The organism is Thauera aminoaromatica (assembly GCF_000021765.1).
GTDB classification, from domain to species: domain Bacteria; phylum Pseudomonadota; class Gammaproteobacteria; order Burkholderiales; family Rhodocyclaceae; genus Thauera; species Thauera aminoaromatica.
In genome coordinates, this window is sequence record NC_011662.2 from 4,124,952 (window position 1) to 4,148,460 (window position 23,509).

Here is a 23,509-nt window from a genome sequence, read left to right on the forward strand (position 1 = left end):
CGATATCGAGCCCGGCACGCGCTCCGGACACGCCCGCTCAGTCCGGCAGGAACACCACCCTCCCCTCATGCTCGATCCGGCGCAGCGGGTGGCCGAAGGCCTGGCCGAGCAGGTCGGCGCGCAGCACGGCGTCGCGGTCGCCGGCGATCACGCCGCCACGGCCGTCGAGCAGGATGATGTGGTCGGCGTAGCGTGCGGCGAGGTTGATGTCGTGCAGCACCAGCACGCTCCCGCGCGCGGTACCCTGCTCGCGCAGCAGGCGCTGGAAGAGCTCGAGCGCGGCGATCTGGTGGTGCAGGTCGAGGTGGTTGAGCGGCTCGTCGAGCAGGAACAGGCGCGGCGCCTGCGCGAGCAGGGTGGCGATGCCCACGCGCTGGCGCTCGCCGCCCGAAAGCGTCTGCACGTCGCGCTGCTCGAAGCCGGCCAGCCCGACCGACTCCAGCGCCGCGCGCGCGATCGCCACGTCCTGCGGCCCCTCCCAGCCCCAACGCCCCAGGTGCGGGTGGCGGCCGACCAGCACGGTCTCGAGCACGCTCGCCGCGAAGGGGTCGGGCTGCTGCTGCGCGAGCAGGCCGCGGAACCGCGCCGCCTCCAGCGCCGGCCAGGCCGCATAGGGCAGGCCGCCGATGCGCACCTCGCCCACCGTGGGCTCGCGCAGTCCGGCCAGGGTGTGCAACAGCGTGGTCTTGCCCGCGCCGTTGGGGCCGAGCAGCACCAGGCACTCGCCCGCCGCCAGGCTCAGGCTGAACTCGCAGCACAGCCAGCGCTCGCCCACCTCGAGCGCGAGGCGCTCGGCCTCGAGCAAGGGGGCGTCATCCACGGGCAAGGCGCGGCGGGCGGCGTTCATGGCGTGCCGCGCGGGTTGCGCGAGAGCAGGAAGAGGAAGACCGGCACGCCGATCAGCGCGGTGAGCACGCCCACCGGCAGCTGCTGCGGCGCCATCACGGTGCGCGCCGCGGTGTCGGCCAGGGTCAGCAGGGTGCCGCCGGCGAGCGCCGCCGCGGGGATCAGCACGCGCTGGTCGTTGCCCAGCGCCAGCCGCACCAGGTGCGGCACCACCAGGCCGACGAAGCCCACCGAGCCCACGAGCGTGACCGCGGTGGCGGTGAGCAGCGAGGCGAGCACATAGAGCGCGACGCGCAGGTGGCCGACGCGCACGCCCAGCGCGCGCGCGCTGAGCTCGCCACGCGCGAGCACGTTGAGGTCGCGCGCGTAGGGCATCACCGCGACCAGCGCCAGCGCCAGCACCGCCAGCGCCGGCCACGGCCGCGCCGCCGCGCTGGCGTCGCCCATCATCCAGAACAGCATCGACATCACCCGCGTGTCGGGCGCGAGCGCCAGCATCAGCGACACCGCCGCGCCGCAGCCGGCGGCGACGATGACGCCGGTGAGCAGCAGCCGCGTCTGCGTCCAGCTGCCGTCGCCATGGGCGAGCCCGAAGACGAGCAGCATCGCCGCCAGCGCCCCGGCGAAGGCCGACACATCCACCCAGAACAGCGCCGCCCCGAGCATCATCGCCCCCAGCGCCCCCACCGCCGCCCCGCCCGAGATGCCCAGGATGTAGGGGTCGGCGAGCGGGTTGCGCAGCAGCACCTGCATCAGCGCACCCGCGGTGGCGAGCAGGCCGCCGCAGGCGAAGGCGGCGAGGGCGCGGGGGAGGCGAAGTTCGCGGATGACGGTCGCCCCCATGCCCTCCGCGCCGGCCAGCGCGGCGAAGACATCGGTCGCCGCAACCGGCAGGTCGCCGGCGACCAGCGCCCACAGCAAGGCCATGGCCGCCGCGGACAGCAGTACCGCAGCGATCGCCAGCGGCGCCCGCCTGCGGCGCATGGCCGGACTCAAGCGCGACTCCCCACGCAGGGCGACGGCGGGCATCGCCGGTCAGTGCATCGCGTAGCGCAGCGCGACGAAGGCACTCCTGCCCTGTGTTGCGAACCCCTTCGCAAGCTCATGGTCCTTGTCGAGTAGATTGTTGGCACGAACTTCGACGCTCCAGTCGCGCGCCACGGCGTAGTGCGCGTAGGCATCGACCAGACCGTAGCCGCCGAGGCGATTGGACACCGCGTTCGGCACCTGATCATAGCGCCGCCCCTTGCCGTTCCACTCCACACCCCAGGTCCACGCGCCCACCGCACGCTCCAGCGCGAGCGCCCCGCCGACGCGCGCGCGGCGGCCGAGCTGATCGCCGGTCTCGTCATCCTCCGCGTCGAGCAGGTCGACGCTGGCGCGCAGCCGGTAGTCGCCCAGGGTCGCGGACAGCGCCGCCTCGATCCCCTGGATGTCGGCCCTGCCCACATTGGAGGCGATGCCGGTGCTCCAGTCGATGAGGTTCTTGATGCGGTTGTTGAAATAGGTCAGGTCGACACCGACCCCGTTGCGCTCCCAGGCCACGCCCAGCTCACGGTTGAGCGCCTCCTCGGGCTCCAGGTCCGGATTGCCGCCGAAGCAGCCCCAGGCACCGTAGCACTCCACCGGGAAGTACAGATCGTTGAAGGTCGGCGCCTTGAACGCCGTGCCGATGCTGGCATGGGCGCGCCACTCGGGCGCAAGCCGATAGCCGTAGGCCGCGGCGCCGGTGGTCTTGCCACCGAACTGCGAGTTGCGGTCGTGGCGCGCATTGAGCTGGACGTTGTGGCGGTCGAATTCACCACCCCAGCCGAGCAGGAAGGCGTTGATGTGGCGACGCGTCTTCTCGAAGTCGGAGGTGGTCTTCACGCGCTGCTGCAGAAACTCGTACGCCGCCATCAGCGAGCCGCCACCTACGGCGACGTCGTGCTGCCAGCTCAACTGGCGCTGCGTGGTATCGAAGCGGGAACGCGTGCTCGCGTTCGACTGGTTGTCGAGGGCATCCACCCCGTGACCGAAGCGCAGGGTGCTGGCCCAGTCGGCGGAATGCTGCTTGCGCAGATACGCGCCGAAGGTCTCGGCACGCTTGTCGAGGTAGGAGTCGAAAGGCTGTGCCGCGTCGTACCAGTTGCGCATGTCGGAATACAGCAGGTTGGCGCCGAGCTCGTCATTGCCGCCCAGGTCCAGCACCAGCGACGCGCCCAGATAATCCTCGCGGAAGCCGTCGTCGTCGGCATCCGCGGCGGTCGCCGAATTCGGCCTTGCGTTGAAGCCGTCGCTGCGCTCGTGACCGGCGGTCAGGCTGTAGCGCAGACGCTCGTTTCCACCCGCGAGCGTGGCGCTCGCCTCGCGCGCGCCGTCCGTGCCGGCCCCGACGCGCACGGAGGGCTGGAAGCCCTCGCGCCCCTTGCGGGTGAACACCTGGATCACGCCACCGAGCGCATCCGCGCCGTACAGCGCACTTCCGGGGCCGCGCAGGATCTCGATACGCTCGATGAGTTCGAGCGGGATCGTCTCCAGCACCGGAGAGCCGCTGGTGGCGGAGCCCATGCGCACCCCATCGACCAGCACCAGCGTGTGTCCGGAGTTCGCCCCGCGGATGAAGATGCTGCCGCTCGAACCAGGACCGCCATTGCGTGCCATCTGCACGCCCGGCCGCGAGGAGAGCAGGCCCAGCAGGCTCGAATGCCCCGCGCGGGCGATTTCGTCGCGCTCGATGACATCCACGCTGGCCAGGGCCGCATCGGCACTGATCGGCTGGCGAGTGGCGGTCACGACGACGTGGCCGAGCTGGGCATCGGCCGCATGAGCGGCCGGTGCGAGGAAACAGGCGAGCGCGCATGCCGAGGCGAGCGCGGAAACACGGATCTTCATTGGTTTGAACTCCCTTCGCCACACCGTGCGTCCCCGCACGCCATGGCAACCTCACATGGACGCACCGCGAGCCAGGTAGAACCGAAGAGAGCAGGAGAACCCACCGCGCCCGTCGCCGCCACCCCGCGGCACATCCGCCAATCCGCGTTCCGGCCGGTCTCCGGGCTCGTGCGCTGTGCCGGCGGGGCCGGACGGGTGGGTCGCCTTCCCGGGCATGGATGCCCAGTGGCTGCATGACGCACCTTGCGCGCACTTACCGTTGCGGGGGCAGCACAGGCATTGCGGCCTCGTTTGCGAGGGGCCGCGCACCTGTTTCCCGTTTAACCCGGGGCGAGAAACGCCCGTGGGCACCGATAACGCGTTGCCCCTTCCGGGGCAGTGGGGGCGGATGATACCGTACGGCCCGGTATCGTGCACTGCAAAAAAACGACGACGAATCCTCCATGCAGGACCCGCAAAGACCATGACCTGCGAACTCATCCTCGGCGGCGCCCGCTCCGGCAAGAGCCGCGAAGCCGAACGGCGTGCTGTCGAAACCGGCCTGGCGGTGACGGTGATCGCCACCGCCGAGGCCCTCGACGAGGAGATGGCGGCGCGCATCCGCCGTCACCAGGCCGACCGGCCGGCGGGCTGGCGCACGGTCGAGGCGCCGCTGGCGCTCGCCGATACATTGCGACGCGAGGCCGCGGCCGAGCGCTGCCTGATCGTCGACTGCCTCACGCTGTGGCTCTCCAACCTGCTCGCCGACGCCCACACCCTTCCCGCAGGCGCCACGGCCGAAGACCTGCCGCGCTTCCGCCACGAGCGCGACGCGCTGCTCGCCGTGCTGCCGACGCTGCCCGGCCGCATCGTCCTCGTCGCCAACGAGGTGGGGCTCGGTCTGGTGCCGGAGACGCCGCTCGGACGGCTGTTCCGCGACGAGGCCGGACGGCTCAACCAGATGGTGGCGAGCGCATGCCGCCGGGTTGTCTTCGTCGCCGCCGGCCTGCCGCTGGTGCTGAAGGAAGGCTAAACTTCGGGGCGAAGCACACTTTCCGGGAGAGGGCTGTGGGGCTGCCTGCACAGAAGCACAAGATGACGCTGGAAGACTTCCTGGCCTGGGAGGCGGAGCAGCCCGAGCGCTGGGAGTTCTTCAACGGCGAGGCCTTCATGATGGCGGGGGGGGCGGACGTGCATAACGTCGTGACCGGAAACATGTACATGGCTTTGCGGATCGGGCTGCAGCACACGCGCTGCAACGTCTTCATGTCCGACGTCCGTCTGCGCCTGGCCGAATCGGACGACCTCTTCTACCCCGACGTCTTCGTCACCTGCACCGACGCCGACCGCGCCCGCCGCCAGGTCAAGGAAGACCCTATCCTCATCGCCGAGGTGCTGTCGCCCTCGACCGAGGCCTATGACCGCGGCGACAAGTTCGCCGCCTATCGCCGCTTTGCGGGGCTGAAAACCGTGCTCTTCCTGTCGCAGGACCGTGCCCACGTCGAGTGCTTCACCCGCGGCGAGGACGGGCGCTGGGTGCTGAGCGAGGCGAGCGGAGAAACGGCCCGCCTCGCCCTGCCCGCCTTCGACTTCGAGCTCGCGCTCGCCGACCTCTATCGCGACCTGCCGGACGCGGACGCCTCCGACCCGGCGCCCATCCCCCCTCCCTCCACACCACCCCCGCCACCTGCCGCATGAAGCCCTACGCCATCGCCTCGCCCGACCCGCTGCTCTCCGCCGCGATCCAGCACAAGATCGACCGCAAGACCAAGCCGCGCGGCGCGCTCGGCCGCCTGGAGGCGCTCGCGCACCAGATCGCGCTGCTGCAGCAGACCCTGGAACCCGAACTGCGCCAGCCGCACATCGTCGTCTTCGCCGGCGACCACGGCGCGGCGCGTGCCGGCGTGTCCGCCTACCCGCAGGACGTGACCTGGCAGATGGTGGAGAACTTCCTCGCCGGCGGCGCGGCGATCAACGTATTCACCCGCCAGCTCGGGCTGGATCTCACCGTGGTCGATGCCGGCGTCAACCACGACTTCGGCAAGCGCCCGGGGCTGATCGACGCCAAGATCGCGCCCGGCACGGCCAACTACATCGAAGAGCCGGCCATGAGCGCCGCGCAGCGCGACGCAGCGCTCGAGCGCGGGCGCGGCGTCGCCCATGCGCTCGCCGACAACGGCTGCAACTGCATCGGCTTGGGCGAGATGGGTATCGGCAACACCGCGTCGGCCTCGCTGCTCACCCACTGTCTGGTGGGCGCCGAGCACGACGCCGAGCTCTATACCGTCACCGGCCGCGGCACCGGCCTGGACGACCCCGGCCTGTTCCGCAAGCGCAGCATGCTCGCCCAGGCGCTGCAGCGCGGTGGTCGACCACACGACCCGCTGGAGGTGCTGGTGCAGTATGGCGGCCTCGAGATCGCCATGATGGCGGGCGCCATCCTCGGCGCCGCCGAGCGCCGCATGCTGGTGCTGGTCGACGGCTTCATCGTCACCTCGGCCGTGCTCGTCGCCCACGCCCTGGCACCCGCGGTGCTGTCGTGCTGCGTCTTCGCGCATCGCTCGCAGGAGCCCGGCCACCGCGTGCAGCTCGACTTCCTGCAGGCCGAACCGCTGATGGAGCTCGACCTCCGCCTGGGCGAAGGCACCGGCGCGGCACTCGCCTTCCCGCTCGTGCAGGCGGCTGTGAATTTCATCAACGAGATGGCGAGCTTCGAGTCCGCCGGGGTCAGCGACCAGGGCCGCAGCCCGGGCTGATGCGCGACCAGCTCGAACTCTTCTTCACCGCGCTCGGCTTCTTCACCCGCCTCCCGGTGCCCGCCTGGGTGCCGTGGTCGTCCGAGCGCATGCACCATGCGGCGCGCTACTTCGCACTCGTGGGCTGGGTGGTGGGCGGCGCAGGCGCGCTCGGCTACCTCGCCCTCGCCTGGCTGCTGCCGCCCGCCGTGGCGGTCGTCCTGTCGATGGCGCTCACCATCCGCCTCACCGGCGCCTTCCACGAGGACGGCTTCGCCGACAGTTGCGACGGCCTCGGCGGCGGCTGGGACAAGGCACAGATCCTGGCGATCATGAAGGACTCGCGGATCGGCAGCTACGGCACCATCGGCATGGTGCTGATGCTGCTCGCCAAGGCGGCGGCGCTGGTGGAGCTGGCCAGCCCGGCGGTGCAAGGGGCGGGCGTGGCGCTCGCCCTGCTCGTCGCCCATCCGCTGTCGCGCCTGGCCGCCACCGTGGTGCTGCACCGCCTGCCCTACGTACGCGCCGACGATTCGGCCAAGTCGGTCGCCGTCGCGCGCCCGCTGGCACCGGCCGGGCTCGCGCTGGCCGTCGCCAGCGGCCTGCTACCCCTGCTGCTGCTGCCACCCGCCGCCGCGCTCTGCGCCCTGCTCGCCGCCGCTGCGGTGACGACGTGGAGCGCGCGCCTCTTCCAGCGCCGGCTCGGCGGCTACACCGGCGACCTGCTCGGCGCCACCCAGCAGGCGAGCGAGCTCGCCATCTACCTCGCCCTGCTCGCCGCATCGCGGCTGGCGAGCTGAGCCTGCACCGCCGTGCGGTCCCCATGCGGCCTGGACGGATCTTGACCCAGGACAAAAAAACTTGCTCCCGACAAGTCGGCAACCCAATATGAGTTGATCTGGAGTCTTTCTCCGGCAAGTCGGACACGTCTTCAGGCGTGCGCGGAAAGCATGGTGGAGCCCCGACCTGAAGCGCGGTTCCGCGCCCTCGACAAGAGGGGCAGGGGGGAGACAAGCCATGCATCACCATCGCGAGCCCGAGCCGGTCGCAGCTGCGCCGCGCCTGAAGGAAATCGTCGTCCATGTCACTTGCGCGCTGATCGTCAGCCACGGCCTGGTGCCCGAGCTGGCGTGGGCGGTCGACATCGTCCCCGACGGCCGCACCGCGACCAGCGTGAGCCCGCTCGGCACGAACGCCGCCGATGTCCGCAACACCGACCGCCTCCTCGGCAACGGCAATGCGGTCAACTCCTTCAGCCGCTTCAATGTCGGCAGCGGCGAGACCGCCAACCTCCACCTGCCCGACGGCGCCGCCGCGCTCATCAATCTGGTGCGCGACCAGAAGACCACGATCGACGGCATGCTCAATGCCATCAAGGAAGGCCGGATCGGCGGCAAGGTCTATTTCGCCAACCCGCACGGCGTCGTCGTCGGCCCGAGCGGCAAGGTCAACGTCGGCAGCCTGCACGTGTCCACGCCCAGCCAGCGCTTCGTCGACGACTTCTTCGACGCCCCGGGCGGCGCCGAGGCCTCGGCCGCCGCCCTGGTCGAGGGCCGCGCGCCGCGCAACACCGCGGCCGAGATCCGCATCGACGGCGAGGTCAACGCCACCGACCAGGTCGGCCTGTCCGCAGGCTCGATCACGGTGGGCGGCAAGGTGCTGAGCGGCGCGAAGTTCGCCGGCGGTGCCCCCGACTTCAGCGACGTGGTCAACGTGCACGGCCTGGCGACGGGCGGCGCGGTGGTCGAGAACCAGGGCCGCATCGAAATCGTCGGCGACAGCGGCATCGAGCTCACCGGCACGGTCTCCTCGCGCCGGGTGAACGTCGGCGACGACGCCAGCCTGCGCAGCGGCGTGTCGATCGCCGCCTCGGGCGACATCGCCCTGCGTGCGCCCACGATCCGCATCGGCAGCGGCGGCAAGCTGCTCGCCGCGGGCAGCGACACCCACGCGGGCGGAGACGTGACGCTGCAGGCGCAGGCCGTCGGCGGCACGCTCGACGCCTTGTCCGACACCGCGGCGCGCATCGAGGCGAGCGGCGCGACCCTCACCGGCCGCGACCTGCACCTGCAGGCGAGCGCGGAACACCGTAGCACGCTGGCGCCGCTGGTCACCAAGACCACGAGCGCGACGATCGAGGTGGACGGATCCACGCTGGAGGCGAGCGGCCGCGCCACCCTCGAGGCCACCGCCACCGCCGCCATCGCCACCCCGGATGTCGTGCCGCTGGCGGTGGTCGATGTGGACGTCGCGGCGAGCGTGCGCGTCCAGGGCGACACCCGGATCACCAGCGCCGGTCCCGCCCGCCTCGGCGCCACCACCACCACGACCATCGACGCCCGTCCCGGCCTGCCCGACCTCGGCGCGCTGCCGGCCGACGCCGGCGCGGCGATCGTCATCGCCGACACCACCGCCAGCGTGGATCTGCTCGGCAACGCCGAGCTCGCCAGCACGGCGGACAAGACCGAGCTCGTCGCGAGCAACCGCACGACGGTGGACGCGGCGGTCGACGCCTCGGCCGCGGGCAGCAGCGCGGTGGGCGGCAGCGTGGCGGTCAGCGTGGTGCGCAGCACCACCCGCGCGCGCACCGCCGACAACGCGCGCCTGGCCGGCAAGACCGGTGTCGGCGTGCACGCGCAGTCGGATACCCGCGTCACCACCTCGGCCAAGGCCGCGGCCGGCGGCGCCAGCCCGCAGCCGGCAGGCACGAGCAAGACCGAGGGGACGCTCGCGGACTACGAGGACGAGGCCTCGACCTCGGACGGCAGTGTCAGCGTCGCCGCGGCGGTGGCGGTGAGCGACCTCGAGAGCACCACCCTGGCCGCGCTCGACGCCACCCGGGCGGCCACCAGCGAGGGCATGCTCGCGGTCGGCAGCGAGGCACTGACCCAGGCGGACGTGGTCGCCGACGGCAGCAGCACCGGCGCTGCGGTCGGCGTCGGCGCGGCGGTCGCGCTCAACCTCGCGCGCACGAGCGCGGAGGCGCGCATCGGCGGCAGCGCCGACGCACAGGGCATCGAGGTCGTGGCAACCCTGCCCACGGGCGACGAGATCAATGGCTTCACCACCGCCGCCACCTCGGGCGCGGGTGCCAGCGACGTCGGCGTGGCCGGCGCGCTCGCGCTCAACGTCATCGACGCGGGCAGCCGCGCCCGCATCACCGGCAGCGCCGACGCGAAGGGCGGCACCGTCCGCATCGGCAGCGATCACCGCAGCGAATCCTCGGCCAGCGCGACCCCCGCCGAGGACGCCACCGCCAGCGGCGACACCCTCGGCATCGGCGCCTCCGTGGCGGTCAACGTCGTCGCCAACGAGAGCCGCGCCGAGCTCGCCAACGGCGCGCGCCTGATCAACCCGGGCGCCGTCACGGTCGAGGCCGTCGGCGACTACCTCGTCCACACCGAGGCCGAGGCTGGCGCCGAGGGCGGCATCGCCGCCACCCCGGTGGCCGCGGTCGCGGTGGTCGACAACCAGACCCATGCCGTGATCGGCAGCGGCGAACGCGTGCAGGCCGGCGCCAAGGTCGGCGTCACCGCCACCCATTCCAGCACCGTCGAAACCTCGGCCAAGGGCAGCGCCGAGGGCGAGAAGGCCGCGATCGGCATCGCCGTGGCGGTCAATGTGCTCACCGAGCGCGTCAGCGCAAGCATCCAGCGCGACGTGTTCACCCCGGGCGCGATCGAAGTGGCCGCGCACAACGCCCACAAGGGCTCGGCGACTGCGAGCGCGAGCGCCAAGGGCGGCAAGGGCGAGGAAGAGGACGGCAGCAGCGCGGAGGACGGCGTGGACCTCGAGGTCCAGCGCCAGTCCGGCTTCGCCCAGGACAAGCAGAAGGACGGCAGCGCGAGCAAGACCCAGCAGCCGGGCTCGGCCGAATCGAGCGAGGGCAAGCTCAGCGTGGCCGCGGCGGTCGCGGTGAACGCGCTCGACAGCCGCAGCGAGGCCTACGTCGCCAGCGCCATCGAGTTGCAGGCCGGCGGCCGGCTCGCGGTCGAGGCCTGGAGCAACACCGACGCCGAAGCCGAGGCCGATGGCAGCGCGGCCGGGAGCACGGCGACGGTCGGCATCGGCGCCGCCGCCGCGGTCAACAGCATCGAGACCCACACCCTGGCCTGGATCGGCGACGCTCAGGTGACCGCGAACGGCATCGCCGTAAACGCCGGCACGGAAATCCTCGGCGACGACGAGGAAAACCGCTTCAGCGCGAGCGCGAAGGCTGGCGCCGGCGCGGGCAAGGTCGGCATCGCCGGCGCGCTCGCGCTCAACCTGCTCGAGACCCACACCCGCGCCGAGGTGCTCGAAGGCGCGCGCGCGGACGCCGAGGGTGGCGATGTCGAGCTCGAAGCCGGCAGCACCACGGAAACCAGCGCCACCGCCCTGCCCGACGAGCCGGTCGACGGCGGCGACTTCGGCGTCGGTGCCTCGGTCGCGCTCAACCTCTTCCGCGAGGACGAGGTGCGGGCACGCATCCGGCGCGGCGCCGAGATCACCGACCTCGACAAGCTGCGTGTGATCGCCAACGCCAGCAGCGACACCCGCGCCACCGCCGAGGCAGGCGCTGCGGGCAGCGTGGCGCTCGACGCCGCCGTGGCCCTGTCCGACCTCAAGCTGAACACGGCCGCCGTGGTCGAGGCCGGCACCGAAATCGTCGCCGCCGGCGCCGTCGAGATCCGCGCCACCTCCACCGGCGAGCACGAGGCCGAGGCGACGGGCGACACCGAATCGGAAAAGGTCGGCATCGGCGCCTCGGGCGCGATCGTGCTCAGCACGACCACGACCACCGCCAGCCTGCAGCGCTCGCTGCAGACGACCACCAGCGGCGAGGAGGGCAATCTCACCATCGACGCCGACGCCACGCGCAGCTACGAGGCGGTGGCCAAGGCCAGCGCCGCCGGCGGCAAGGCCGAGGAGGACACCACCGCCGCCGAGCGCGACAAGGCCAGCACCAGCTCGACCCTGAAGGACAACCAGGACGCCCAGGAGGGCACCCAGACCACCGGCAACAGCAACAAACTGGCGGTGGCGGCCGCGGTGGGCGTGGTGGTCATGGACGACGACGTGCGCGCGGACGTCGGGCGTGCGCAGGGGGCGGACAGCGATCCTGCCGTCCGCCTCGACGTCGGCGGTGAACTCGCGATCGGCGCACACAACCAGAGCGACTTCAGCGCCCGCGGCCTGGGCAACACCCTGGACGTGTCCAAGCTCGAGAGCAGCGCCCAGGTCGGCATCGGTGTAGGTGTCGGGTTGGCGATCGCGCGCAACGACACCGCCGCCACGATCGGCGACGGCACGCTGGTCGCGGACGCGGCGGGCGTGCAAGTTGCCGCCGGATCGTCGCAGAACACCTCGGCGGAGTTCGCCAACAAGCTCGCCGCAGAAGGCGTGGCGGGCGCCGGGGCGGAGAAGGTCGGCATCGCGGGCGCACTTGCGGTGGCATGGTCGCAGTCCACCACCTCCGCCTCGCTGGGCGAGGGCGTCCGCATCGGCGATCTGACCACCGGGGAGTACGCCGGCGAAGTCAGCATCACCGCGGACAACACCAGCAAGCTCGCGGCCAAGGCCTGGAGCGCGGCGCTCGCCGGCAAGGTCGGCGTCGGCGCCTCGATCGCCATCCTGCGCGCCAACAACAGCCAGCATGCCTGGATCGGCGAACAGGCCGAGGTCACCGCGGCCGGGCTGCAGCTCGCCGGGCGCAACCATCTGCTGAACAGCTCGCCGAGCTTCGACTGGACGATCCTCGACGACCTCGAGAACCGCTTCACCGAGGCCAACCTGCAGGTGCTGCTCGGCGAAAGCAACTACTACACCGAGACCATCGCCGGCGCCGGCGGCGAGCAGGTCGCGGTCACCGGCTCGTTCTCGGTGAATGTCTTCGACGAACGCACCGAGGCCACGATCGGCGACGGCGCGCGGGTGAACACCAATGGCACGGTCGACCTGGAAGCCGACAACCAGTCCTCCGCGACCGCCTTCGCCGGCGGCGTGTCGGCCGCGGGCAAGGTCGGCGTGGGCCTGGCCAGCGCCGACATCGTCAACCGCAGCCAGACCCGGGCCACGATCGGCGCGGACGCGCGCATCGAGCAGTCCGCCGCGATCGACATCGACGCCACGGCCGCGATGGACCTCGCCGCCGTCACCGCGAGCGCGGCCGCCGCGGGCAAGGCCGGCGTGGGCGGCGTGCTGAGCCTGATCGACTCGGAGAACCAGGTCGAGGCCGCCACCGGCGCGCGCAGCTTCCTGCGCAGCGACGGCGCCATCGACGTCGACGCGGGCAACACCTTCGATGCCCTCGGCGTCGCCGGGGTGGCCGGCGTGGGCGGAACCGCCGGGGTGGGCGTATCCGCCGGCACCTTCCTGGTCGACAACCAGACTCGCGCCTCGATCGGCGCCGCGGCCGACGTCGCCGCGGCGGGCGCGATCGGCGTGCGCGGCACCGCGGTGCAGGATGTCATCTCGGTCGTCGTCGGCGGCGCCGGCGGCGGCACCGCGGGCGTAGCCGCATCCGCGGCGGTGAACGACTACAACCCGCTCACCTACGCGTGGATCGGCGACGGCGCACGCATCAATCAGGGCGTGAGCGGCGCGGCCCTTGCGGGCCGCAGCCTTGCGGTGCACGCACACGCCCGCACCGACTTGCTGTCCATCGTCGGCACGGTAGGCATCGGGGGCACCGCCGGCGTCGGCGGCGCCGCCGACGTGGTGGTGATCGACAAGGAGACCGCGGCCTGGATCGGCGAGGGCGTGATCGCCCGCAGCGGCGACAGCCTCGCGGTGGGCGCCAGCAGCGCGGAGGCGATCCGCTCGGTGGGCGTGGGCCTGAGCGCGGGCGGCACGGCCGGTGTGCAGGGCTCGGCTTCGGTGCTGGTGCTCGACATCGACACGCTCGCCTCGGTGAAGACGGGCAGCGCGCTGTTCTCCGACGGCAACCTGGTGATCGCGGCCGACGCCGACAGCGACCTCGACCTGCTCGCCGGCGCGATCGGCGCGGCGGGGACCGCGGCGGTGGGCGCCGGCGCGGCGGTCGCGGTGGTGGACAAGACCACCCACGCCTGGATCGACGACGGCGCCGCGGCGAGCGCGCTCGGCAACGCCGCCGCGGCACAGGTGGCGGACGGCGGCTTCGACATCGACTACGTTGCCACGGCTGCGGGTGAAGGCGAGGTCGCCGCCCCCGGCATCACCCCCTCCGACGGCGAGAACGACCTCGCCGGCGGCAGCGCGGCGCTCGACGCCACACGCACCAGCAGCGCGAGCACGAGCGCGCACCGCGGGCTCGCGGTGACCGCGGTGAACCGCGACGACATCAAGGGCTTTGCGGTCACCGGCGCCGCGGCCGGCACCGCGGCGGTGACCCTGTCGGGCGAAGTGTCGGTGCACCAGACCGACACCCGCGCCTCGATCGGCAGCATCGCGCTCGCCGAGGGCGCCAGCCACACCGGCGTGCAGGTCAACGCCGACAACACCGGCGCCAACGCCGCGCAATCGGTGCGCGTCGCCGCCGGCAACGACAGTTTCCACCTCGGCATCGCCGGCGCGCTGTCGGCCTCGGGCACGGTGGGCGTAGGCGTCGGCGCCGATGTGGCGGCGATGCGGCACGCCACCCATGCGGCCATCGTCGAGCAGAGCGACGTCAAGGCGCGCCGCGACGTCGAGGTCGCCGCCAGTTCCGGTCAGGAGGTGGTCTCGATCAGCGCCAGCCTGGGCGCCTCGGGCACGGTCGGGGTGGCGGGCAGCGTGTCGGTGCTGAGCTTCGACAACGCGACCTCGGCCTCGATCGGCGACGAAGCCGAAGTCGCCGCCGGCGGCAACGTGAGCGTGAAGGCGGACGACCACACCGCCACGACCCTGGTCGCCGGCACGATCGCGCTCGGCATCGGCGGTGGCGGAGTCGGCGCCGGCGTGGGCGTGACGCTGATCGAGAAGGACACGCGCGCCTGGATCGGCGCGGGCGCGGTCGTGGATGCCCTCGGCAAGGACACCGCCGATCTGGTCGTGCGCTCGGGCGAGAGCGTGGACGAGACCGCCACGGCGCGCGGCGTGCAGGTGCAGGCGGAGTCGAGCGAGGATCTGTTCACCGTCTCGGCCGCCGCCGCGGGCGGGCTCTACCTCGGCTTCGCCGGCGCGGTGTCGGTGGCGACGGTGGATTCGGACACCGCGGCCTGGATCGGCGCGGACGCCCGGGTGAACCGGGGCGGTGGCGACGCCGACGCGGCGCAGGACGTCAACGTCGGTGCGCGCAACGAGTTGGCGCTCTTCAACGTCTCCGGCGCGCTCGGCGTCGGCGCGGCCGGCATCGCCGGCGGCGTGGATGTGGGAGTGATCCGCAACGACACCACCGCCTGGATCGGCGACCGCGCCGAAGTGGGCGCCAAGCGCGACATCGGCGTGAGCGCGCTCGCGAACACCGACATCGAGAGCTACGTGGTGAGCGCCGCCGGGGGGATCGGCGCGCTCGCCGGCGGCGTCGGCGTGTATTCCGTGGGCGGTGGGCTGGGCGACGAGGCGCAGGGCCGGCTCGAGTCCGGCGACGACGATGCCGGCAGCTATGTCGATGGCCAGGCCACCGACGGCAGCGTCGCCACCCTGCTCGGGAGCTACACGGACAGCCGCATCGGCGAGGCCGCCGATCGGGTGGAGGACGAGCGTGGCACGCTCGCCGCGAGCGGCCGCTTCACCGCGGCGGAAACCCGCACCCTGCCCGCCGGTACCGCCGCCTTCGTGGGCGAGAATGCGGACCTCGAGGCGGGCAGGGACATCGACCTCGACGCACGCACGGACGTCGAGTTCGATGCGCTCGACGGCGCCCTCGCCATCGGCGCGATCGGCCTCGGCGCCGGCGTGGGGGTCGCGGATTTCGACAACGACACCCTCGCCTCCGTCGGCCGGGGCAGCACCCTGCGTGCCGGCGCCGCCGGCAGCGTGAGCCTGACCGCGGCGCTCGACGAGGATGTGGACGTGACCGCCTTCGCCGGCACCGGCGGCATCGTCGCGGTCGACGCGGCGGTCGCACTGATCGGCTCCACCGGCGCGGTGCAGGCCGGCCTCGACGACGAGGTCGCGATCGAGCGTGCCAATGCGGTCGACATCGCGGCCGACGACACCCGCAGACTGGAGGCCGAGACCACCGGCGTCAGCGTCGGCGTGGTCGCCGCGGGGGCCTCGGTGACCGGCAGCACGATCGGTGGCGGCGCCACCGCCAGCATCGGCGACGAGGTGGCCATCGGCCAGGTCGCAGGCGACACGGTCGGCGAGCTGCATGTGCTCGCCGACGCCAGCCACACCGCCGTCGCCACCGCGCTCGCCGCCAAGGGCGGGCTCGGCCTCGCTGCCAGCGGCACGGTGGCCGACGCCGTGGTCGACACCCGCGTCTCCGCGACGATCGGCGACGACGCCCGGATCGAGGTCGCCCGTATGGTCGAGGTCGACGCGAACAGCGCCGGCAGTGCACGCGCCGACGCCACCGGCATCAACGTGAGCCTGGGCGGAGCGGTCGGCGCCTCGATCGCCACCGCGACCATGTCGCCCACGGTTTCCGCGACGATCGGGCAACGCAGCCTCATCGACGCCACCGACTTCACGCTGGCCGCACACCAGGCGCTGCCAGCGAGCGGCGGACGCAGCGCCTTCGCCAGCGCCAGCGGCGCCGCCGGCGGCCTGCTGGTGGGGGCGAACGCATCGCGCTCGACCGCCTTGAACGACGCTGCGGTGAACGCGAAGCTTGGCGACGACAGCACCTTGAAGATCAGCGATACGGCCACCGTACGGACGGATAACACGCACTCGCAACTCGCCTACGTGTCCGGGGTGTCGGCGGGCTTCGTGGCGGTCGGCGCCAACACCGCCAGCGCGGGCTCGAACACCGACAGCCATGCCGCGCTCGGCGACCATGCCCGGGTCGAGGGCGGCACGCTGAACGTGCTCGCCGACGGCCAGGCCACCAACCATGCCTACGGTGTGGCCGGTGCCGGCGGGCTGGTCTCGGTGCCGTTCTCGGCGAGCTACACCACGACCGTGAGCAGGACGAGCGCCACGACCGGCAGCAAGGCCGCGCGTCAGCCCGGCGACCCGGCGACGATCGCGGTCGACAGCCTGACGCTCGCGGCGACGCAGGGCTCCAGCTTCGACGCCTGGATGAGCAACACCAACGCGTCGCTGGTCGGCGTGAGCGGCGCGCAGACCGAGAACTTCGCGCGCGCCACCACCACCGCGACGATCGGCGCCGAGGGCGAGATCGAAGCCGGAACGGTGCAGCTCGACGCCAGCACGACGCTGAGCAAGGGGGCGCCTGCCGGCCTGCTCGCCGGCACGGGCCTGGCACGCCCGGACTGGAACGTGGAGTCGAGCTCGGGCGGGCTCGCCGACTTCCCCGCCGCCGGCAGCCGCACGATCCTGCTCGCGGACACGCTCGCCGGGATCGGCGCGGGCGCGACCGTTTTCTCCACGAGCGGCAATGCCGCCACGCCGGGGATCCGCGTCGATGCGCGCAATGAGATCGGTGCCAGCGACCGGGTCAAGATGGCCTCGGGCGGCGCGGTGTCGGCAGCGAGCGGCGAGTCGGTCGTGTCGACCGTGTGCCCGCCGGAGCACGCCGCCTGCAACGCGGGCGAACGCCCGGCCGCGACCGTGCGCGTCGGCGACGGCGCCCACGTCGAGACCACGGGCGAGAGCGACATCGCGATGGGCTCGCGGACCAGCGCAAATCTCCATTCGCAGAGCGCGGTGGACGTCTACGGCCTGGTCGGCGTCGCCCCCGAGGGCAGCAGCACCGCGGTGTACGACGGCGATAACCGCATCGAGATCAGCGACGCCGATCTGCGTTCGGAACGCAACATCCGCCTGGCGGCCGGCGCCGCGAGCGACGGCACCGCGAACGCGCTCGGCGCGAGCGCGCGCACCGACGTCTTCAACAACACCGCGATCCCGGTTAACCGCGACCCGGTGGCCGACGCCTTCGTCACCAGCCGCAGCGCGGTGAGCGTCGCTGCCGGCGCCGACGTGGCCGCGGTGCGCAACGTGGCCCTGCACGCCGTGGAAGGCTCGGCGAGCGCCTCGGGCGTGGGCATCGGCAAGGACATCTACCGCGAGACCCTGGCGGCGATCGCGAGCTGGTTCAGCAACCTCTTCGGCGGCGGCGACGTCTCCTTCGAGACCCGCACCGGACGCTCCGGCGTAAGCCAGGACAGCACGGTCGACGTCCGCGGCAGCGTGCGCGTGGGCATCGAGCGCAGGCAGCGCCTGCACATCGACTATGACGGTTCGGTGATCGAGCAGACCGACGGCATCGGCATCGCATCGACACGGATGCAGGACATCTACGCGGACATCCTGGCGCGCATCGAGACCCTGCGGGCGCTGATCCGCGACTATGCGGTAGGCCCGGGCGACACCACCAGCGATGCGGCGATCGCCACCGCGGCCTACCGGGCGGAGATCTCCTTCCTGGAGCACAAACTCCACGAGATGGGCTTCGGCGGCAACCCGGACGAGCCCGGCTTCAACGACAGCAATCCGCGCCAGATGGCCGAGGACCGCGTGGGCGCGCTCGATGGACAGCTGGGCGGCCTGCGCACCACGCGCACGCAATTGCAGGCCGAGAAGACCACGATCGAGGGCCAGGTCGCCACGCTCAACCAGCCACTCGACGAGGACAACGGCACGCGGACGGCGCAAAACACGACGCTGAGCAACCAGATCACGGGATTGAACGCGCAGATCGCGGCGCTGGATCCGGACGACGACGACTACGCGACCGATCTCGCCGCCCTGCGGGGCCAGGTCGCCACCCGGCAGGCGGCCATCGACGCCAACAACCGCGCGATCACCGCCAACAACCAGCAGATCGCCCTCAACAACGCGCCGCTCGACGCCAAGAATGCCCAGATCGCCGCGGTGAACACCGAGATCGGCAGCCTCGAGACCACGGTCGGGAAGATCCGCCAGGGCATCGCCGCCGGCGACTACGGCGATGCCAGCGGCGCCGGCCTGCAGGCGAAGTTCCTGCGCATCGGCGACAGCGTGGCCCGGCTGGGCGACATCGACGTGCGCGCCGACCGCCTCACCGGCACCGGCGAGCTCGACGCGCCGGGCGACGCCGGCATCCACATCATCAACGAGGGGCCGTCCTTCCTCACTCTGGGCAAGCTCGAGATCGCCTCGGACGCGGGTGGCCGGCTGGTCTTCAACGGCGTGGAGGTGCGCGACAACGCCGGCATCGCCGCGATCAACCGCGGCGCGGGCACGGCCGCGTTCGCGCGGATCGTCACCGCCGAGGCGGGCAGCGACGCCCCCGCCATCCTGGTCGAGAACCGCTTCAATCCGCTCGACGACGCCGACGCCACGCGCGCGATCGGCGCCGGCGTGGCGCCGGTGGCCCCCGACATCGTGCTCACCGACGCGATCACCAACCTGCGCGGCCTGGTCGGCATCCACAGCGAGGCCGGCGGCATCCGGCTCGAGCAGACCGCGTCGATCGCGGCCAACAGCGTCGAGGTGCAGGCCCTCAACGGCGACTTCGTGCAGAGCTACACCGACAGCTTCACCCACGTGGCCACCTCGCCGCTCAAGGAGGTGGTCGGCTCGGGGGGGACCCGCTCCATCGTGCAGGACACCAGCGGCAGCGGCAGCATCGTCGCCAACGGCAGCGTGCTGGTCGCGGCGCGCTACCTCAACATCAACGGCACCATCCAGAGCGGCCTCCCCGAGTGGGGCGTGCACGTCCCCGCGCAGGCCCAGGTGGAGCTGCCCGACGGCAGCAGCGTCGACCTCGCCACGGCGAAGGCCTGGTACGAAGCGCTCGACCCGAGCGCGCGCGCCCAGCCCGGCGCCGAGTTCTTCAAGCTCTCCAACGCCTCGGTGAGCGGCCTCACGTCCGCGCAGCAGGGGCAATGGACGCAGGTGACGGTCAACTACAATGCGCGCGAGGACCGCCTGGAGCTCGCCGGCGTGCAGGTGCAGGGCGGCTACATCGAGCTGTTCGGGCAGATCTTCAACACCAAGGCCGGCGGCGGCAAGCTGCGCGTGCTCGACGGCTACGGCCAGATCGAGGTGCGTAACGACAGCGGCAAGACCCTGCGGGTGAACACGCTCGACGCCGGGCGCGGCGCGGAAGGCAGGATCGTCATCACCGACCTGTCGGTGGACGCCAGTGGCGACACGGTGCCGGGCACGCCGCGCACCTTCACGCGCGCGGCGGGCGAGGCGCGCAGCGGCGTCGATGCCTACACGCCGACGACCAACCTGCGCTACGTGATGGCCACCGGCTTCAACTCCGTGCGCACCGACGAGTACCTGTACTCGCAGAACGGCTGGTTCGGCATCACCGCGGCCCCGGTGCAGGACCAGTACAGGGTCGGCACCACCGCGAACACCCTCGATCCGCTGCTGCAGGGCGAGTTCCTGCGCGTGCAGAGCCTGACCAACCCGGACGCGTTCGTGCCCACGACGACCACGGTCAATGGCTTCCGGTCCGTCACCCAGGGTGCGAGCTGGAAGAAGTGCAACTGGTGGACCTTGTGCGCCAATGCGACGTACTACATGCAGTACTTCGTCACCACCGGCAACAAGACCACGGTCACCGGCAGCGTACGCGCCGACCACCCGATCCCGATCGAGTACATCGGCTTCGACACCGCCCGCATCGCCATCGACTCGGTCGGCGACGTGGTGCTCGCCGGCAGCCTCAACAACCGCAGCGGCACGACCTCGGTCGACACCGACGGCCACCTGTCGCAGGGCAACGCGACCGCCACCGTCGGCGGGCGCACGATCGAGCTGTCGGCCGGCACCGGCATCGGCAGCACGACGCCCGCGGGCGAGCCGCAGCAGGCCCTGCGCATTCGCCAGCTCGAAGGCGGCGTGGTCCATGCCGACACCACCAGCGGCTCGATCCACCTCGATCAGGTGGTGGGCAACCTGAACGTGGGCCGCATCGGCAGCGCCGGGGTGGACAGGGTGACCCTGGAGTCCGCCGGCGACATCCTCGCCAAGGATGCCGACGCCCTGGTGCAGGCGCGGCGCATCGACCTGGTCGCCGAGAACGGCCGCATCGGCACGCTGGATGAGGCCGGCAACGGCACGCCGCTGCGCATCCGCAGCGGCGACAGCACCAGCCTCGACCCCGACGTGCTCGCCCGCCACGGCCTGTCGGCGCGCGCGCGCGGCAACATCCACCTCGCCAACGAGGCCGACCCCGACCCGGCGGCGGCAGGCACCTATACCGGCGATCTGCTGCTGATCGGCGTGGAGTCGGGCGCGGGCGACGTGCGCATCCGCACCAGCGGCAGCGCGATCGACAACAACCCCTACGGCTCGGTCGACACGCGCACGGAGGACCAGCTCGCCGCGCTGTGGGACGAGCTGCGCCTGCGCGTGAAGGCCGACCCCGACCCGAACGACGGCGTCGCAGTGGGCGCCGATGCCAAGGCACAGGAGGCGGTCGCCGCCTTCGCCAACGGTCGCAGCAACAACTACCGCCTGTACTGGCAGCTCCGCGGCCGCCAGGCCGACGGCGGCGCGGCCTACGACCCGGGATACCAGTACGTGCCCACCGCCACCGAGCGCCGGGTGCTCGCCGATTCGGGCATGAGCGACGCCGAGATCGCCGCCTTCGCCGCCAACCGCAGCGCGCAGTACCACGCGCTGCACGCCGAGGTCGGCGGCTACACCACCGCCTTCGACGAGGATTTCCGCTACGTCGCCACCGACGCCGAGCGTGCCGCGATCACCCGCGGCTCGAGCTGGACCGAGGCGCAGCTGCTGCTGTCGGTCGGCGCAGGCCTGATCAAGAAGGTCACCGACACCGTCACCACGATCCAGGAACCCAACGTCGTCGGCCGCAAGGTCACGCTCATCGCCGACGGCGACATCGGCGCCTATGGTCCGGACCTGGTGATCGACACCACCGCCGGCATCGACACCCTGAGCAAGGCCGAGCGCGCCGCGCTGGCCGCGGCCGAACGCGGCGACGCCCAGGTCGACGACCCGGACAACCCGCGCATCGTCACCCTGCGCCAGCCGCAGGCGGTGAACCTCGCGGTCGCGCCCGACGGCGCGCTGAGCGCGCGGGCGGGCGGCCATGTCCTGATCGGCGCCGAGCAGGACCTGCGCATCGACCGCATCGTCGCCGGCGGGGAGACGCGGATCAAGGTGGCGGGCGGCCTCAGCAGTCTCGCCAGCGCGACCGACGCGGTCAACGTGAAGAGCGGCGGCCGCCTCATCCTGGAGGCCGCCAGCGCCGGCATCGGCGGAACGCTGGACCCCGACGGGCTGTTCCTGACCCCGTTCGGCATTCAGCTCACCTCGCCCGACGCCGGCCTGATCCTGCGCGCCGGTGGGCACGCCTGGGTCGCGGCCGAGTCGGGCCTCTTCGTCGACACGGTGTTCGCGCTCGGCGACGTACGCCTCGACGCCAGCGGCGCCATCCTCGACTTCCAGTTCACCGAGGCGCCCCTGGCGCCCGAGCTCAATCTGCTCGCGCGCAATGTGGCGCTGGCTTCGCGCACGGGGGCGATCGGCTCGTCCGTCAATCCGTTCGATGTCGCGGTCTCGCACGAGGACGGGCGCATCTCCGCCAGCACCGCTCGCTTCGGCGAAGGTGCGCACCTGAACGGGCCGATGGGCGAGTTCTTCAACATCGCCAATGTCACGTCGGGCGACGCCGTCGCGCTGTCCTCGGCCACCTTCATGTTCATCGACGGCCGCGTCACCGGGCCGGGCCCGATCAGCCTGGTGTCCGGCGCCAGCATGGTGCTGACCCCGTTCGCCGACATCCACGCCACCACCCTCGGCGTGTTCCTGCAGGCTTCCGACCTGCTGATGCAGGAATCGGCGGACGGCGCAGATGCGGCGCGCATCCAGGTCGACGTCGGCACCATCGACCTGCGCACCGTGGGCCACCAGGCTGCACCCGACGCGCCCCGCAGCGGTGGCGACGCGGTCATCACCGGCATCTTCACCGGCAACCCGACCGAGAGCGCGATCCTCATCGACGCCTTCGGCAGCGTGCTCGACGGTGGCGACAAGCGCCTCGACATCATCGCTCGCACCGCCCCCGCCGCCACCCTGACGATCCGTGCCGGCGGCCAGATCGGCGGCAACCCGCTCGAGATCGACGTGCTCCACTTCAACGCCGACTCCGGCGGCCTCATCCACCTCGACTCGCCGGGTTCGCTGGCCATGGGTGACGTACGCGCCGAACGCGAGATCGACATCCGCGCCGCCGGCTCGATCAGTGCGGACTCCGTCACCAGCGTGACCGAGGACGTACGGCTCGCGGCCGATGGCGGCGACCTGCGCGTCGGCGCCATCGCGGGACGCGACGTCGAACTCGGCGTTCAGGGTGGCAATGCGGAGATCGGCTCGATCGACGCGCGCGACCTCGGGCTCCGGGTGGAGAACGGCGACGCTCGCATCGGTTCGATCGACGCCCGCGACGTCGACCTCGGCGCGCGCGATCGCCTCGACATCGATCGTCTCGACGTCGGCCGCAGCCTGCGACTGGGCGGCAACCACATCGTCGCCCGGGTCTTCGCCAGCGGTGGCGCGCCGATCGTCGGCTCCATCGGGGGCTATGGCGGCGGGATGGCCTCGGTCGCGGACCTGACGCTGAGCGGCCCGGGCGGATTCCACTTCGACGACATCGCCGCTCGAACCGGCCGGCTCGACCTGCCCCTCGGCACCCTGCAGGTCGATCGCTTCCAGGTCGGCGAGCGCATGGTCGTCACCAATCCGCAAACTCGGCTGCTGATCGACCAGCAGAACTTCCGCCTGCAGGGCTACGACGTGCAGCTCTACTCCGGCGGGGCCCCCTTCGCCCTGGCGCTCGATCGCAACCTGATCGCCACCGACAGCTTAGTCATCGACCGTCGCGCCTCGCACGAGGTGCGCGGACCCGATGGCCCGCTGGCGAGCGTGGTCGAGTACACCGAGCGCGTGCTCGCCGACATCCATCTCGCCCCGCCGGCTGCCGGAGCGCCCCGCGAGGACGGGGAAGAGAGCCTGGTCCGCATCGCCCCCACCCCCGTCGCGCTCGGAACGGAGGGAGAATGAGGCCGAAACGACCAATCCCCTCCAGTGGA

Annotated in this window: 8 protein-coding genes and 1 riboswitch; of the genes, 5 read left to right on the forward strand and 3 right to left on the reverse strand. The window is 72.1% G+C overall.

What is annotated here, in order from left to right; translation table 11 throughout:
- Positions 1–37: 37 nt before the first annotated feature.
- From TMZ1T_RS18215 to TMZ1T_RS18225, 3 genes are read right to left on the reverse strand one after another with little or no spacing between them, the layout of a single operon-like run.
- Entirely contained in the window at positions 38–847 is an 810-nt protein-coding gene (locus tag TMZ1T_RS18215; RefSeq protein ID WP_012586110.1) for an ABC transporter ATP-binding protein, read from the reverse strand.
- On the reverse strand, positions 844–1,830 hold the full coding sequence (locus tag TMZ1T_RS18220) for a FecCD family ABC transporter permease (RefSeq protein ID WP_041589697.1): 987 nt from the start codon (positions 1,828–1,830) through the stop codon (positions 844–846). Before TMZ1T_RS18220 ends, TMZ1T_RS18215 begins: the two co-directional genes overlap by 4 nt.
- 51 nt (positions 1,831–1,881) lie before the next feature.
- Complete coding sequence (locus tag TMZ1T_RS18225) at positions 1,882–3,720, reverse strand: TonB-dependent receptor domain-containing protein (protein WP_012586112.1); 1,839 nt, start codon at positions 3,718–3,720, stop codon at positions 1,882–1,884.
- A 135-nt stretch (positions 3,721–3,855) separates the two neighbouring features.
- Positions 3,856–4,090: riboswitch (cobalamin riboswitch) on the reverse strand.
- A gap of 93 nt (positions 4,091–4,183) precedes the next feature.
- Between TMZ1T_RS18225 and cobU the strand changes: the two genes are divergently transcribed.
- The 5 genes from cobU (at position 4,184) to TMZ1T_RS18250 (ending at position 23,480) form a co-directional block, all read left to right on the forward strand.
- On the forward strand, positions 4,184–4,732 hold the full coding sequence (gene cobU, locus TMZ1T_RS18230; protein ID WP_004306939.1) for a bifunctional adenosylcobinamide kinase/adenosylcobinamide-phosphate guanylyltransferase: 549 nt from the start codon (positions 4,184–4,186) through the stop codon (positions 4,730–4,732).
- Positions 4,733–4,767: 35 nt separating this feature from the next.
- Positions 4,768–5,397 carry a Uma2 family endonuclease gene (locus TMZ1T_RS18235; RefSeq protein WP_012586113.1) on the forward strand — a complete coding sequence of 210 codons (630 nt, stop codon included), beginning with the start codon at positions 4,768–4,770 and terminating at the stop codon, positions 5,395–5,397.
- Positions 5,394–6,455 carry a nicotinate-nucleotide--dimethylbenzimidazole phosphoribosyltransferase gene (gene cobT, locus TMZ1T_RS18240; RefSeq protein ID WP_004306936.1) on the forward strand — a complete coding sequence of 354 codons (1,062 nt, stop codon included), beginning with the start codon at positions 5,394–5,396 and terminating at the stop codon, positions 6,453–6,455. Before TMZ1T_RS18235 ends, cobT begins: the two co-directional genes overlap by 4 nt.
- Entirely contained in the window at positions 6,455–7,234 is a 780-nt protein-coding gene (locus TMZ1T_RS18245) for an adenosylcobinamide-GDP ribazoletransferase (RefSeq protein ID WP_012586114.1), read from the forward strand. Before cobT ends, TMZ1T_RS18245 begins: the two co-directional genes overlap by 1 nt.
- A 217-nt stretch (positions 7,235–7,451) precedes the next feature.
- Entirely contained in the window at positions 7,452–23,480 is a 16,029-nt protein-coding gene (locus TMZ1T_RS18250) for a leukotoxin LktA family filamentous adhesin (protein WP_012586115.1), read from the forward strand.
- The last annotated feature ends 29 nt before the right edge of the window (positions 23,481–23,509 follow it).